Origin of the sequence: Streptomyces sp. NRRL F-2664 (assembly GCF_000719345.1) — a bacterium.
GTDB lineage: Bacteria > Actinomycetota > Actinomycetes > Streptomycetales > Streptomycetaceae > Streptomyces.
Genome location: NZ_JOFX01000007.1, coordinates 62,542 through 75,364 on the forward strand (window position 1 = coordinate 62,542; position 12,823 = coordinate 75,364).

General features: G+C 73.7%; 12 protein-coding genes and 1 pseudogene. 9 read left to right on the forward strand and 4 right to left on the reverse strand.

Translation table 11 applies throughout. The features are described 5' to 3' along the window. Window positions 1-585 (reverse strand): hypothetical protein, encoded by a 585-nt coding sequence (locus IF89_RS0110040; protein ID WP_030764282.1) that lies wholly within the window; start codon window positions 583-585, stop codon window positions 1-3. Window positions 586-829: 244 nt separating this feature from the next. Between IF89_RS0110040 and purN the strand changes: the two genes are divergently transcribed. Both purN and purH read left to right on the forward strand, forming a co-directional pair. Continuing rightward, on the forward strand, window positions 830-1,453 hold the full coding sequence (purN, locus tag IF89_RS0110045) for a phosphoribosylglycinamide formyltransferase (RefSeq protein WP_030764285.1): 624 nt from the start codon (window positions 830-832) through the stop codon (window positions 1,451-1,453). Further along, on the forward strand, window positions 1,450-3,045 hold the full coding sequence (gene purH, locus IF89_RS0110050; protein WP_030764287.1) for a bifunctional phosphoribosylaminoimidazolecarboxamide formyltransferase/IMP cyclohydrolase: 1,596 nt from the start codon (window positions 1,450-1,452) through the stop codon (window positions 3,043-3,045). Before purN ends, purH begins: the two co-directional genes overlap by 4 nt. 75 nt (window positions 3,046-3,120) lie before the next feature. Here the strand turns inward: purH and IF89_RS0110055 are convergent, their stop codons facing one another. Then, entirely contained in the window at window positions 3,121-3,789 is a 669-nt protein-coding gene (locus IF89_RS0110055; RefSeq protein ID WP_030764289.1) for a hypothetical protein, read from the reverse strand. A gap of 247 nt (window positions 3,790-4,036) precedes the next feature. Here IF89_RS0110055 and IF89_RS0110060 point away from each other — a divergent pair, with 247 nt between their 5' ends. From IF89_RS0110060 to IF89_RS45900, 6 genes are all read left to right on the forward strand, one after another. Then, complete coding sequence (locus tag IF89_RS0110060) at window positions 4,037-4,897, forward strand: bifunctional methylenetetrahydrofolate dehydrogenase/methenyltetrahydrofolate cyclohydrolase (RefSeq protein WP_030764291.1); 861 nt, start codon at window positions 4,037-4,039, stop codon at window positions 4,895-4,897. Next, window positions 4,887-5,318 (forward strand): DUF3017 domain-containing protein, encoded by a 432-nt coding sequence (locus IF89_RS0110065; RefSeq protein ID WP_051806937.1) that lies wholly within the window; start codon window positions 4,887-4,889, stop codon window positions 5,316-5,318. Before IF89_RS0110060 ends, IF89_RS0110065 begins: the two co-directional genes overlap by 11 nt. Before the next feature lie 325 nt (window positions 5,319-5,643). Then, window positions 5,644-6,633, forward strand: a complete 990-nt coding sequence (locus IF89_RS0110070; protein ID WP_030764296.1) for a malate dehydrogenase — start codon at window positions 5,644-5,646, stop codon at window positions 6,631-6,633. Between the two features lie 143 nt (window positions 6,634-6,776). After that, window positions 6,777-8,498 (forward strand): hypothetical protein, encoded by a 1,722-nt coding sequence (locus tag IF89_RS0110075; protein WP_043193578.1) that lies wholly within the window; start codon window positions 6,777-6,779, stop codon window positions 8,496-8,498. Window positions 8,499-8,520: 22 nt separating this feature from the next. Further along, window positions 8,521-8,868, forward strand: coding sequence for a hypothetical protein (locus IF89_RS0110080; protein ID WP_051806938.1), 348 nt, complete (start codon window positions 8,521-8,523; stop codon window positions 8,866-8,868). A gap of 3 nt (window positions 8,869-8,871) precedes the next feature. Then, window positions 8,872-9,786, forward strand: coding sequence for a hypothetical protein (locus IF89_RS45900; RefSeq protein ID WP_051806939.1), 915 nt, complete (start codon window positions 8,872-8,874; stop codon window positions 9,784-9,786). Window positions 9,787-9,842: 56 nt separating this feature from the next. Here IF89_RS45900 and IF89_RS0110090 read toward each other — a convergent pair whose 3' ends face one another. After that, the gene (locus IF89_RS0110090; RefSeq protein ID WP_030764304.1) at window positions 9,843-10,367 is read right to left on the reverse strand and encodes a carboxymuconolactone decarboxylase family protein; all 525 of its coding nucleotides are present in this window, start codon (window positions 10,365-10,367) and stop codon (window positions 9,843-9,845) included. A gap of 47 nt (window positions 10,368-10,414) precedes the next feature. Between IF89_RS0110090 and IF89_RS37855 the strand changes: the two are divergent. After that, window positions 10,415-11,811: pseudogene (locus IF89_RS37855) on the forward strand (PLP-dependent aminotransferase family protein). 157 nt (window positions 11,812-11,968) lie between these two features. On the opposite strand, the gene IF89_RS0110100 reads toward IF89_RS37855, so the two are convergent. After that, complete coding sequence (locus IF89_RS0110100) at window positions 11,969-12,817, reverse strand: hypothetical protein (RefSeq protein WP_234327715.1); 849 nt, start codon at window positions 12,815-12,817, stop codon at window positions 11,969-11,971. Window positions 12,818-12,823 lie beyond the last annotated feature (6 nt).

Sequence of the window (12,823 nt, forward strand, 5' to 3'; positions counted from 1 at the left end):
TTAACGGCGGACCTTCAGGACCTCGCCCACCACGTTGTCCGGCAGGAGGGTGTTGCACCGGAGTTCCGCCGACTTGGTGAGGGCGTCGTCGCGGCACACGTAGAAGTCCTTGTACGCCAGCTGCAGGCCGTATGAGCTCATCGCCAGCAGGATCGCCAGCGAGGCGGTGACCAGGCCGCTCACGGCCGCGGTGCGCTGGGGGCGGGCCGCAGGCCCCAGGGCGTCGAGACCCTTCGGGGCGCCCGGCTCACCGGTGGCCGCGGCCGGCTTGCCGCGCAGCGCGCTGATCCCCCAGTACAGGGCGAGCGCGCCCAGCAGCAGGCCGACCGACGGGATGCCGAAGATCCCGAAGAAGAAGCCCCACATGCCCGCCAGCAGCGCGTAGCGGGCACGGCGCTGGATCGGGTCCGTCGGGTCCCAGCGCGCCGGGCCGCGCTGCCCGCCGGAGTCCCCCAGGCCGCTCCCGTCGCCGTTGCCGCCGTCGCCGCCGCGGCGGGGCTGCCAGGGCTGGTCGGGCCGGCCTTCCGGCGGGGCGGCGAAGGGGTTGTCGTCGGTGGGGGAGTCGGGCTGACGGCGGTCCGGCATCGGGTGTGTTACTTCCCCTGTGTCGTGGACGTCGCGAGGACATCGAGGCGAGGTGCGGCCAGATTGCGGCTTGTAGGCCAGACGCTACCGCCCGCCCGTCCCCCCGTCCCTCGGGGGCCGTCCGGTGTGCCGGTATCGTTGCAGGCGGTCGGCGGCTTCGTAGGGTTCCCCGTATATCGGTACCCCGGAGTTTCGTAGGACCACACGAAGACGAACACCGCAATTCCGCGAGAAAGGGCCTCCCATGGCCGCCTCCCGCCTGGTCGTGCTGGTCTCAGGGTCCGGCACCAACCTCCAGGCCCTGCTCGACGCCATCGACGCCCACCCCGGCGGAGCCGAGGGCTTCGGTGCCGAAGTCGTCGCCGTGGGAGCCGACCGGGCGAACATCGCCGGTCTGGAGCGGGCCGAGAAGGCGGGGATCCCCACCTTCGTGTGCCAGGTGAAGGACTACGCCAGCCGCGCCGAGTGGGATGCCGCCCTCACGGCGGCGACCGACGCGCACGCACCCGACCTCGTCGTGTCGGCCGGTTTCATGAAGATCGTGGGCAAGGAGTTCATCGACCGCTTCGGCGGCCGGTTCATCAACACCCACCCCGCCCTCCTCCCCGCCTTCCCCGGCGCCCACGGCGTACGGGACGCGCTCGCGTACGGCGCGAGGGTCACCGGCTGCACGGTCCACTTCGTGGACAGCGGCGTGGACACCGGTCCGATCATCGCCCAGGGTGTGGTCGAGGTCCGGGACGAGGACGACGAAGCCGCTCTGCACGAGCGCATCAAGGAAGTCGAGCGCCAGCTGCTCGTCGATGTCGTGGGGCGCCTGGCCCGGCACGGCTACCGCATTGAGGGACGAAAGGTAACAATCCAGTGACCGCCGCAGACACCGCAGCGAGCAACGACCCGACCACGACCCGGCGGCCGATCCGGCGCGCGCTCATCAGCGTCTACGACAAGACCGGACTGGAAGAGCTGGCCCGCGGACTGCACGAGGCGGGCGTCGCGCTCGTCTCCACCGGCTCCACCGCCTCGAAGATCGCCGCCGCCGGGGTGCCCGTCACCAAGGTGGAGGAGCTGACCGGCTTCCCCGAGTGCCTGGACGGCCGCGTCAAGACCCTGCACCCGCGCGTGCACGCCGGCATCCTCGCCGACCTGCGCCTGGAGGACCACCGCAATCAGCTCGCCGAGCTGGGCGTGGAGCCCTTCGACCTCGTCGTCGTCAACCTGTACCCCTTCCAGGCGACCGTCCGGTCGGGTGCCACGCCGGACGAGTGCGTCGAGCAGATCGACATCGGCGGGCCGTCGATGGTCCGCGCCGCCGCCAAGAACCACCCGTCGGTGTCGGTGGTCACCAGCCCCGCGCGGTACGCCGACGTCATCGCCGCGGCCCAGGGCGGCGGCTTCGACCTCACGGCGCGCAAGCGGCTCGCGGCCGAGGCCTTCCAGCACACCGCCGCCTACGACGTGGCCGTCGCCTCCTGGTTCACGAACGCGTACGCCCCGGAGGGCGGGGAGGGCGCGCTGCCCGAGTTCCTCGCGGGCGCCTGGGAGCGCAAGTCCACCCTGCGCTACGGCGAGAACCCGCACCAGGCCGCCGCCCTGTACACGGACGGGCAGCCGGGCGGGATCGCCAACGCCGAGCAGCTGCACGGCAAGGAGATGTCCTTCAACAACTACGTGGACACCGAGGCCGCGCGCCGCGCCGCCTACGACCACGAAGAGCCCTGCGTCGCGATCATCAAGCACGCCAACCCGTGCGGCATCGCCGTCGACGCGGACGTCGCCGCCGCGCACCGCAAGGCGCACGCCTGCGACCCGCTGTCGGCGTTCGGCGGCGTCATCGCCGTCAACCGTCCCGTGACGGTCGAGCTCGCCGAGCAGGTCGCGGAGATCTTCACCGAGGTCATCGCCGCCCCCGACTACGAGGACGGCGCGGTCGAGATCCTGGCCAGGAAGAAGAACATCCGCGTGCTCAAGGTCGACGGCACGCCGCACCAGCCGGGTGACCTCAAGCCGGTCTCCGGCGGCGCACTGCTCCAGCAGTCGGACCTCTTCCAGGCCGAGGGCGACGACCCGGCCAACTGGACCCTGGCCACCGGCGACGCCCTGTCCCCGGCCGAACTCGCCGAGCTGGCCTTCGCCTGGCGGGCCTGCCGGGCCGTCAAGTCCAACGCGATCCTGCTCGCCAAGGACGGCGCCTCGGTCGGCGTCGGCATGGGGCAGGTCAACCGCGTCGACTCGGCGAAGCTCGCCGTCGAGCGGGCCGGCGCCGAGCGCGCGCAGGGCTCGTACGCCGCGTCCGACGCCTTCTTCCCCTTCCCCGACGGACTGGAGATCCTGACGGCCGCGGGCATCAAGGCCGTGGTCCAGCCCGGTGGTTCGGTCCGCGACGAGCAGGTCGTCGAGGCCGCGCGGAAGGCGGGCGTGACGATGTACTTCACCGGGACCCGGCACTTCTTCCACTGAGTCCGGCCCGGCACGGCGAAGGCCGCGACCCGCAGCAGCGGGTCGCGGCCTTCGCCGTGCTCGGACGGCGGCGGTTCAGTACTGGGGGCGCCGGAAGTAGTCGCCGGCCTTGGCGAGGCCGATGATGATCGTCAGGCCCAGGGCGAGGGAGATCACGGACGGCAGCACGGAGATGGCGGTGAGGCCGCCCGAGCCCGTGCTGTGTTCGCTCGCGCCGAGCGCGACCAGGTTGACCAGTACGCCGAGCACGGCGAAGAGGGTCTGCAGCGATCCGTAGATGATGCCGGAGACGCGCACGCCGCTGCGGCCCTTGGCCAGCTTGGCGGCGGTCAGGATGGGCCACAGGGCGAAGCCGATGAAGAGGATGCCCACGACGACGCCCGCGGTCCCGGCGACGGCGCCGGCGTCCTCGGCGGAGGAGCCGGAACCCGAGAACGCGGCGGCGAAGACGGCGCCGCCGATGATGAAGAACAGGCCGCTGAGCACCTGCAGGGCGCCGACGACGAAGAGGACGACCCGGGCCGCCTTCGCGCCGCCGGGCATTTCCATGTGCGGGCCGGGGTAGCCGCCCGGACCGCCCGGGTATCCGGCGGGGCCGCCGGGGTAGGCCTGCGGCGCCTGCTGCGGGTAGGCGTAGCCGCCCTGCGGCGGGATGCCCTGCGGGGCCTGCTGCGGGTAGCCGTAACCGGGCTGGCCCTGCGCCGGCTGCTGTCCGTACGGATTGTGCGGGTCGCCGAAACTCATCTTGGGGTGTTCCTCCGTGGAAGTGCGGGGACGCACGGCAATGAGCGCGGAGGAATTCCTGCACGGTGCGGTCCGCCCCCCGGCACTGCCCGCGGCACTCAGTCCTTTCATCGTGGTCCGACCGGCGAGGCCTTGTCCAGCCGGTTGGCATACAGCCGGTCACTTGTTGTGCAAGTGCAATGAACCCTGAGGTCCCACGAGTGCCTTGACTGGAACGAGGGCCGCCTCATCCGGGAGGATGGGTTCCATGACCGCCCAGATTCTCGATGGCAAGGCCACCGCGGCCGCGATCAAGTCCGAACTGACCGCCCGTGTGGCGGCCCTGAAGGCCCGGGGCATCACGCCCGGCCTCGGCACCCTGCTGGTCGGCGACGATCCGGGCAGCCGCTGGTACGTCAACGGCAAGCACAAGGACTGCGCCGAGGTCGGCATCGCCTCCATCCAGCGCGAACTGCCCGCGACCGCCTCCCAGGAGGACATCGAGGAGGTCGTGCGCGAACTGAACGCAAACCCCGCGTGCACGGGCTACATCGTCCAACTCCCGCTCCCCAAGGGCATCGACACCAACCGGGTCCTGGAGCTGATGGACCCGCTCAAGGACGCCGACGGCCTGCACCCGACCTCCCTGGGGCGGCTCGTGCTGAACGAGCCGGGCCCGCTGCCGTGCACGCCGTACGGGATCGTCGAACTGCTGCGCCACCACGACGTCGAGATCGACGGGGCGCACGTCGTCGTCCTCGGCCGCGGCATCACCGTCGGGCGCTCCATCGGCCTGCTGCTGACCCGCAAGTCCGAGAACGCCACCGTGACGCTGTGCCACACCGGTACGCGCGACCTGTCCGGACTGCTGCGCCAGGCGGACATCGTCGTCGCCGCGGCCGGCGTCCCGCACCTGGTCAAGCCCGAGGACGTCAAGCCGGGCGCGGCCGTGCTCGACGTGGGCGTCAGCCGCGACGAGGCCGGCAGGATCGTCGGCGACGTGCACCCCGGCGTCGCCGAGGTGGCCGCGTGGATCTCGCCGAACCCGGGCGGCGTCGGCCCGATGACCCGCGCCCAGCTGCTCGTCAACGTGGTCGAGGCGGCGGAGCGGGTCGGCCGTGCGGGCTGAACCGGGCGCCGAGCGGGTGAACGGGAGCGGCGCGGCGAAGTCCCGGCGCTTCCCCTCCGTCACGCGGGACACGGCCCGCCCCGAGGGCAGCGGCCGCGCCGTCCCGGGGGCCGTGTCCACGCCCGCCCGCCAGTGGCCGATGCTCAGCGTGCTCGCCGCGACCGCGGTGGGGCTGCTGCTCACGGCCCTCGGGCAGGCCCGCGTCGGCTGCCTGGTGATCGGCGTGGCCCTGATCGCGGCGTCGGCGATGCGGCGCCTGCTGCCCTCGGTCGGCATGCTCGCGGTGCGCTCCCGCTTCACCGACATGATCACCTACGGGGTGCTGGGCCTGGCGATCACACTGCTCGCGCTGGTGATGGAGCCCCGGCCGTGGCTGGAGATCCCGTTCCTGGAGAGCGCGGTCCGCTTCACCGTCCGCTGAGCGGGTCGGGCGCGTCAGGCGCACGCGGAGCGTCGGGCGCGCGAGCCGCCACGGGCACGAAGGCCTTCGGTGCGCCGAGTGCCGTGGGCGAGGGCCACCCGGACGGGGCAGGCCTTCCCGGTCGAACGGAAGTCCGGGAACCGGTACGGCCTTCGAAACGTCGGGACCCGTGTGCCACGCACCACAGGGACCCGGGGGTTGGGCCGCGTCCGGGTCGGATAGCCTGACCGCGGATGTCTCTTCACGTCAAGATTTACAGGGGAGCGGCGTCCTCCAGCACACGGGGCAGGGACGCCCCACCGCCAGCTGTCTAACGGAGAAGGCCATGACCCGCACTCCTGTGAATGTCACCGTCACCGGCGCCGCCGGCCAGATCGGCTACGCGCTGCTCTTCCGTATCGCGTCCGGTCACCTGCTCGGCGCCGACGTGCCGGTCAAGCTCCGCCTCCTGGAGATCCCCCAGGGCATGAAGGCCGCCGAGGGCACCGCCATGGAGCTCGACGACTGCGCCTTCCCGCTGCTCGCCGGCATCGACATCTTCGACGACCCGAACAAGGGCTTCGAGGGCGCCAACGTCGCGCTGCTCGTGGGCGCCCGTCCGCGCACCGCGGGCATGGAGCGCGGCGACCTGCTCGCCGCCAACGGCGGCATCTTCAAGCCGCAGGGCCAGGCCATCAACGCGCACGCCGCGGACGACATCAAGGTCCTGGTCGTGGGGAACCCGGCCAACACCAACGCGCTCATCGCGCAGGCCGCCGCCCCGGACGTACCGGCCGAGCGCTTCACCGCGATGACCCGCCTGGACCACAACCGCGCCATCTCGCAGCTGGCCGCCAAGACCGGTGCCGCCGTCTCCGACATCAAGCGCCTGACGATCTGGGGCAACCACTCGGCGACCCAGTACCCGGACATCTTCCACGCGGAGATCGCCGGCAAGAACGCCGCCGAGGTCGTGAACGACCAGGCGTGGCTCGCCGACACCTTCATCCCGACCGTCGCCAAGCGCGGCGCGGCGATCATCGACGCCCGCGGCGCCTCCTCGGCCGCCTCGGCCGCCAACGCCGCCATCGACCACGTGCACACCTGGGTCAACGGCACGGCCGAGGGCGACTGGACCTCCATGGGCATCCCGTCGGACGGCTCCTACGGCGTCCCCGAGGGCCTGATCTCCTCCTTCCCCGTCACCTGCAAGAACGGCACGTACGAGATCGTCCAGGGCCTGGACGTCAACGAGTTCTCCCGCGCCCGCATCGACGCCTCCGTCAAGGAGCTCGCCGAGGAGCGCGACGCGGTCCGCGAGCTCGGCCTGATCTGATCCGTCGCTCCTCATCGAGGAGCCCGGACACCTCCGCCACCTCGGCGGGGACCCAGCACCGCAGCGCCCCGGCCCCACCAGGCCGGGGCGCTTTGGCGTGATTCCGCCTGTCGGATCCTGTAAGAGAAATCTAAAGTCGGTCGGTGACCGAGAGCCCCATCCCCCGGCAGTACCCCGGCGACCCGCACGACGCCTCCCGGAGCGGACGTCCGCCCGTCGATCCCGCGGTCAGCGAAGCCGGCCGCTTCCTGTGCGCGGGCACCTATCTCGACGCCGGCTACCGCGACCGGGTCATCGAGGAGCTGTACGTCCACGAGGAGCGGATCGTCGCCCCCTCCTACGGCTTCGACGCCTCGCGCGTCCTCGCCCACGCCCTGCGCGCCCGCCGCGCCGAAATGGGCTGGGCGGCCGGCATACTCGGCGCCTGGTTCGCAGGATCGCTGCTCACCGGCGGCGCCCTCGCGGTGCTCCTCCTGCCGTTCCTGCTGCTGAGCCTCGCCGGCTGGCTCCGGGCCCGCGCCGGGCTGCTGCCGCGCCTGCTGGCCCTCACGGTACGGATCTACGCCTGGTGGAACCTGGCCGTCATCGGCATTCTCGTCCTCGGGATCTGGCTGGCCCTGCTCGGCGCCTTCGGGGACGAGGACGACGGCCCCGTGGGCCTCGGCGCGCTGCTCCTCACCGGTGGCATCGGCGGCCCGGCGGCCGGATTCGTCCTCGGCTGGGTGCCCGTGGTCTTCGCCGCGCTCGTCACCGTCGTCGGACTGCAGCGCGGCCACGTCGCGCGGACCATCGCCACCGACCTCAACCGGGAGCGCTACGCCCACCGCTCCGCCGACCCCGCGGAGGCGGATCAGGGCGCACGGTTCGCCCGCGTACGGCAGCGCATCCTGAACGAGCAGCACTCACCGATGGTCATGTACGACATCAACGACCCGTTCGTCGGCGCCGGTGAGGCCTACCACCCCTGGCAGGTGTCCTTCGAGCTGCGCCCCCGCGAGGACCTCGAAGCCGGCCGTGAGCCGCAACCCCTCAGCAACGCCCGCATCGTCGAGCGGATCGTGCCGCTGCTGGAGCGGCTGCGGGTGCCGTCGCCGCACGGGTCCCCGCAGGCCGAGGCCGCGGTACTGGACCGGCTGCGCGAACTCGTCGTCGACAGCTGCGTGTTCCTGCCGGGCGGCGGGTTGGGCCACCGGGACGAAGGCGCCCACGTACGGGCCGACTTCGAGGCGCACCGCGCCGCCTCCGTCGAGGAGGGCGGCGAACGGCGCCGCTGCTTCCTGCGCGTCCGGGTCGGCGGCTGGGACGAGAACCTGGTCGTCACCGTGTTCGTCCGGGTCCACACGCAGGGCGGGATGATGATGGTCGAGGTGGCGCCCCACGTGCTGCTGCCCGTCCACGTCGCCTTCCACAACGCGGACGCCGACGCGCACCGCTACCTGAACAACAGCCGCTTCGGAAAGGCCGTCTGGGCGCTGCGCCACACGCCGGGCTCCTTCGCGGCCTCCGTCCTCACCCTGGGCCGCGGCGCCGCGAGCTGGTGGCGGATCGCCACCGGTGGCCACGGCGGGGCCCGCCCGGAGGGGCCGCGGGCGTCCGTGCGCGAACTCGCCGCGCAGGACAACGGCTCGCTGTTCCACCTCATGGACCTCGACCGGTACCTGAAGACCATTCAGGATCGGATCGTCGCCGGCATCACCGTCGTCCTGGACGAGGCCGGCTGGCACACCGAGGCGTTCGCCCGGCGCGCCGACGTGTACGTCGGGGCGGGCGGGACCTACATCGGGTCGATGCACGACAGCGCGGCCAGCTTCGGCGGCAGCGGCAACCACAACAGCACACACAGGGGGAGCCATGGCAACAAGTGACGGGGGCGCACAGGAGCCCGGCGTGCGGATCGGCAGCATCCACGGCAGCGCGTTCAGCATCGGCGGCTCGGACCACACCAACACCGTCCACCACAGCGGTACGGCTGCCGCCGCACCCGGCGCCGCGGAGCTGCTGGAGGCGGTGCTCGCCTTGCGCGAGGCCCTCGTACGGGAGGCGCCGCGCGGCGCCGACCGGACCGCGCTCGACAGCGAACTGGACCAGGTCGCGGAGCAGTTGGAGGGCGCCGAGGCGATCCGCCCCGGCCTGGTGGCCCGGCTGCGCGAGGCGCTGCAGCGGTGGGCCCCGCTGGTGGAGTCGGTGAGCGCGGCAGCGGCCCTGGGCAGTCTGCTCGGCACCCTGGGAGGCTGATCCGTGGCTCCGCCGCAGCCGCCGTCCGGCCCGCGCCGCTGGGACGCGCAGGCACAGCGCTGGGTCGTCGACCAGGCCCCGGCCGGGCCGCCGCCGGGGGACGGCCCGGGTCTGCCGCCGCTCCCGTCGCAGCCGCCGGCCGCGCCGCCGCACCCGTTCCCGTCGCCTCCCCCGCCCCCGTACGAGGTTCCGCCCGGCCCGCCGTCGCCCGGTGGGCCCGGCGCGGGCCGGCGGGGCGGCCGGTGGCTGACCCCGGCGACGGCGGGCATCGCGGTCGCCTCCGTCGCGATCGGAGCGGCCGTCGTGTGGTTCGCGGCCCGGGACACGGGCGATGCGGACCAGGCGCAGGACAAGCACGGGACGGTGACCTCGGCCGCGCCGACGGGCTCCGGCGACGGCCCCGTCACGGGCAGCGGCTCCCCGCCCACCGCGGGCCCGACGCGGACGCCCACTCCGGGGCCGACCGGCACCGGAGCGGGCCCGGGAGCCCACGAGACCAAGCAGGACGCGGCGGGCTTCACCATCGCCGTCCCGGCGGGCTGGCTGCGGGAGGAGGCCGAGGCGGGGGTCTTCTACCGCTCGCCCGACCGGAGCGCGCTGATCCAGGTGTTCCGCGTGTCGGAGCCGGAGCTCAGCCCGCTCCAGGCGGTCAAGCAGGCCTCCACCTACCTGCGGAGCGGCACGCGGGGATACCAGGAGATCAGCGTCGGCCCGGTGTCCGGCAGCTCCGGCGCCGCGGAGCTCGTCTACCAGTACGACAGCGAGGAGTCGCGCGGCGTGCGCCGCGGTGTCGAACGGGTCTTCCTCGCGGCGGACGGCACGAAGTGGGCGCTGCTGACCGCGGGCCCGGTCGCCGAGTGGCAGCTCACGCAGGACCACCACGCGGCGGCGCTGGCGGCGTTCCGGCCGGCGGGCTGACCGGCCGGCCGGAGCCGCCCGGGCGCGTGCCCGGGCCGGTCCGGGCCCGGCCGGCGTCAGACCTTGTACATGCCCGGCGTGTAGTGGCCCGGCACCATGCGGGTGGTGACCCCGATGCGGTTCCACACGTTGATCGTCGCGATGACGGCGATCAGCTGGGCCAGCTCGCGCTCCTCGAAGTGCGCGGCGGCCTTCGCCCACACCTCGTCGGGCACGAAGCCGTCCGTCAGGACGGTGACGGCCTCGGTGAACTCGATCGCGGCCAGCTCCTTCTCGGTGTAGAAGTGCCGCGACTCCTCCCAGGCGCCCAGCTGCACGATCCGCTCGACGCTCTCACCGGCGGCGAGCGCGTCCTTGGTGTGCATGTCCAGGCAGAAGGCGCAGTGGTTGACCTGGGAGGCCCGGATCTTGACGAGCTCGACGAGGGAGGGCTCCAGGCCCTTGCGGGCCGCGAGCTCCAGGGCCAGGACGGCCTTGTAGACCTCCGGGGCGAGCTTCGCCATGTGCATGCGCGGCGTGTGCTCCGGGGCGTGGTCGTGGGTGTGCGGGTGGCTCTGCCGGTTCTCTGCGGTGGTCGTCATGTGCTCCACGGTAGGAGCGAGGCGGCCCACCGCTATGGTCCATATCCATGACGGATACTTGGGCCACTTTCGGTGCCGACCTGCATCTGGACCTCTCGGCCGGGCGCGGTCTGCGGGCCGGGCTCACCGAAGCGCTGCGCGAGGCCGCGCGCAGTGGGCGGCTGGCGCCCGGCACCCGGCTGCCCTCCTCCCGCACCCTCGCGGCCGATCTCGGCATCGCGCGGAACACGGTGGCCGAGGCGTACGCCGAGCTCGTCGCCGAGGGCTGGCTCACCGCCCGGCAGGGCTCCGGCACCCGGGTCGCCGAGCGGGCCCGGCCGCGCCGGTCCGCGACCGCCGCACCCGTACGGCGCCCCGCACGGAGCGGGCCGGCGTACAGCCTGGTCCCCGGCACCCCCGACCTCGGCGGCTTCCCGCGCGCGGCCTGGCTCTCGGCGGCCCGGCGGGCGCTGACCGCCGCCCCGAACGAGGCCTTCGGCTACGCGGCCGACCGGCGCGGCCGCGTCGAGCTGCGCCGGGCGCTGGCCGGCTACCTGGCACGGGCGCGCGGCGTGTACGCGGAGCCGGACCGGATCGTGCTGTGCGCGGGGTTCTTGCACGGGCTGCACCTGCTCGCGGCGGTGCTGCGGGCCCGCCGGGTGCGGGAGGTGGCCGTGGAGGGGTACGGCCTGGACTTCCACCGGGAGGTGCTGGCGGGGGCCGGGCTGCGGACCAGGCCGCTCGGCGTGGACGGCGAAGGGCCCGTACGGGGGAGCTGACCGGGGCGGCGGGCGCCGTCCTGCTGACCCCCGCCCACCAGTTCCCGACGGGGGCGGCCCTGACCCCGCAGCGGCGGGCGGCGGCGGTCGACTGGGCCCGGACCAGTGGCGGGCTGATTCTGGAGGACGACTACGACGGGGAGTTCCGCTACGACCGGCAGCCGGTGGGGGCCCTGCAGGGCCTCGACCCCGAGCGGGTGGTGTACCTCGGCACGGCCAGCAAGTCCCTCGCTCCCGGGCTGCGCATCGGCTGGATGGTCGTCCCGGCGGGGCTGGTGGAGGAGGTCACCGCCGCGAAGGGGTACACGGACTGGACGTCCAGCGCGCCGGACCAGCTCACGCTGGCGGAGTTCATCGAGTCGGGGGCGTACGACCGGCACGTGCGCGGGATGCGGCTGCGCTACCGGCGGCGGCGGGACGAGCTGGTGGCGGCGGTGGCCGGCCGGGTGACCGGGGTCTCGGGGATCGCCGCGGGCCTGCACGCGGTGCTGGACCTGCCGGCGGGCACGGAGCGGTCGGTGCTGCAGTCGGCGGCCTGGCACGACCTGGCCCTGCACGGCCTGTCCGCCTTCCGTCATCCGCAGGCCGAGCCGGCGCCGCGGGACGCGTTGGTCGTGGGCTACGGGACGCCGTCGGACAGCGCGTGGTCGCCGACGCTGGCGGCGCTGGTGGCCTCCCTGCCGTGACCCTGCGGTGCCCGGCGCGTCCGCTGCGGGAGCCGAAGTCCCCGTGTCCGGATCACCGGCGGGCCGGGGGAGCCGGGCTCTGCCCGGGCCCGGTCCTCAAGCGCCGGACGGGCTGGAACGGCGGGGCTCCGCCGCTCGGCCTGCGGGGGTGCGGGGGTTACGCCGCCGGTGGTGCGGGGGCCGGGGGCGGTGTTGGTTCGCCGAAGCGGGACAGTGCCAGGGAGCCGGCCACCGCCACGGCGAAACCGGCCACCGCCAGCCAGGTCAGGCCCTCGCGGGTGCGGTCGCCGAGCCAGACCACGCCCACCACCGCCGGGCCGACGGTCTCGCCGAGCACCAGGCCGGCCGTCGCGACGGTCACCGATCCGCGGGCCAGCGCCGAGGTGAGGAGCAGGAATCCCGCCGCCCCGCCCACCAGGAGCGCGTACAGGGCGGGGTCGGCGAGGTCCCCCACGGAGTCGATGACACGCACCGAGACCTCGACCACGCCGAAGCCCGTGCCCGACCCCAGCCCCAGGACCAGGGCCCGCGGACCGTCCGGCAGCCCGCCCGCAGCGACGCCGACCAGCAGCACCAGCACCGCCGCCCCCAGCAGTCCCAGCTTCAGCGCGAGCGAAGCGGACTCGGTGCCCTCCGCGCCCGAGGAGAGCCCCAGCAGCAGCAGACCCGCGCACACCACGCCCACCGCGCACCACTCCGCCGGGGACAACCGCACCGCCATCAGCCGCGACGCGACCACGGCCGTCACCGCCAGACTGGCCGCCAGCGCCGCCCCCACCACGTAGATCGGCACGTGCCGCAGCGCGATGATCTGCAGCACGAATCCGGCCCCGTCCAGTGCGAGGCCCAGCAGATAGCGCCACTGCCGGGCCGCCCGCAGGAACAGCGCCGCGTCCACCCCGGACCCGCTGCCCGGCTCCACCGCCCGCGTCGCGACCGCCTGCAGGACGGACGCCGTACCGAAGCAGACCGCCGCACCCAGCGCGCAAATCATCCCAATCAACACGAACTG

What these genes read in the sequence shown, in the direction of transcription:
- IF89_RS0110040 (WP_030764282.1), bottom strand. Translation starts at nt 585, where the DNA reads ATGCCGGACCGCCGTCAGCCCGACTCCCCCACCGACGACAACCCCTTC.
- purN (WP_030764285.1), top strand. Translation starts at nt 830, where the DNA reads ATGGCCGCCTCCCGCCTGGTCGTGCTGGTCTCAGGGTCCGGCACCAAC.
- IF89_RS0110055 (WP_030764289.1), bottom strand. Translation starts at nt 3,789, where the DNA reads ATGAGTTTCGGCGACCCGCACAATCCGTACGGACAGCAGCCGGCGCAG.
- IF89_RS0110060 (WP_030764291.1), top strand. Translation starts at nt 4,037, where the DNA reads ATGACCGCCCAGATTCTCGATGGCAAGGCCACCGCGGCCGCGATCAAG.
- IF89_RS0110070 (WP_030764296.1), top strand. Translation starts at nt 5,644, where the DNA reads ATGACCCGCACTCCTGTGAATGTCACCGTCACCGGCGCCGCCGGCCAG.
- IF89_RS0110090 (WP_030764304.1), bottom strand. Translation starts at nt 10,367, where the DNA reads ATGACGACCACCGCAGAGAACCGGCAGAGCCACCCGCACACCCACGAC.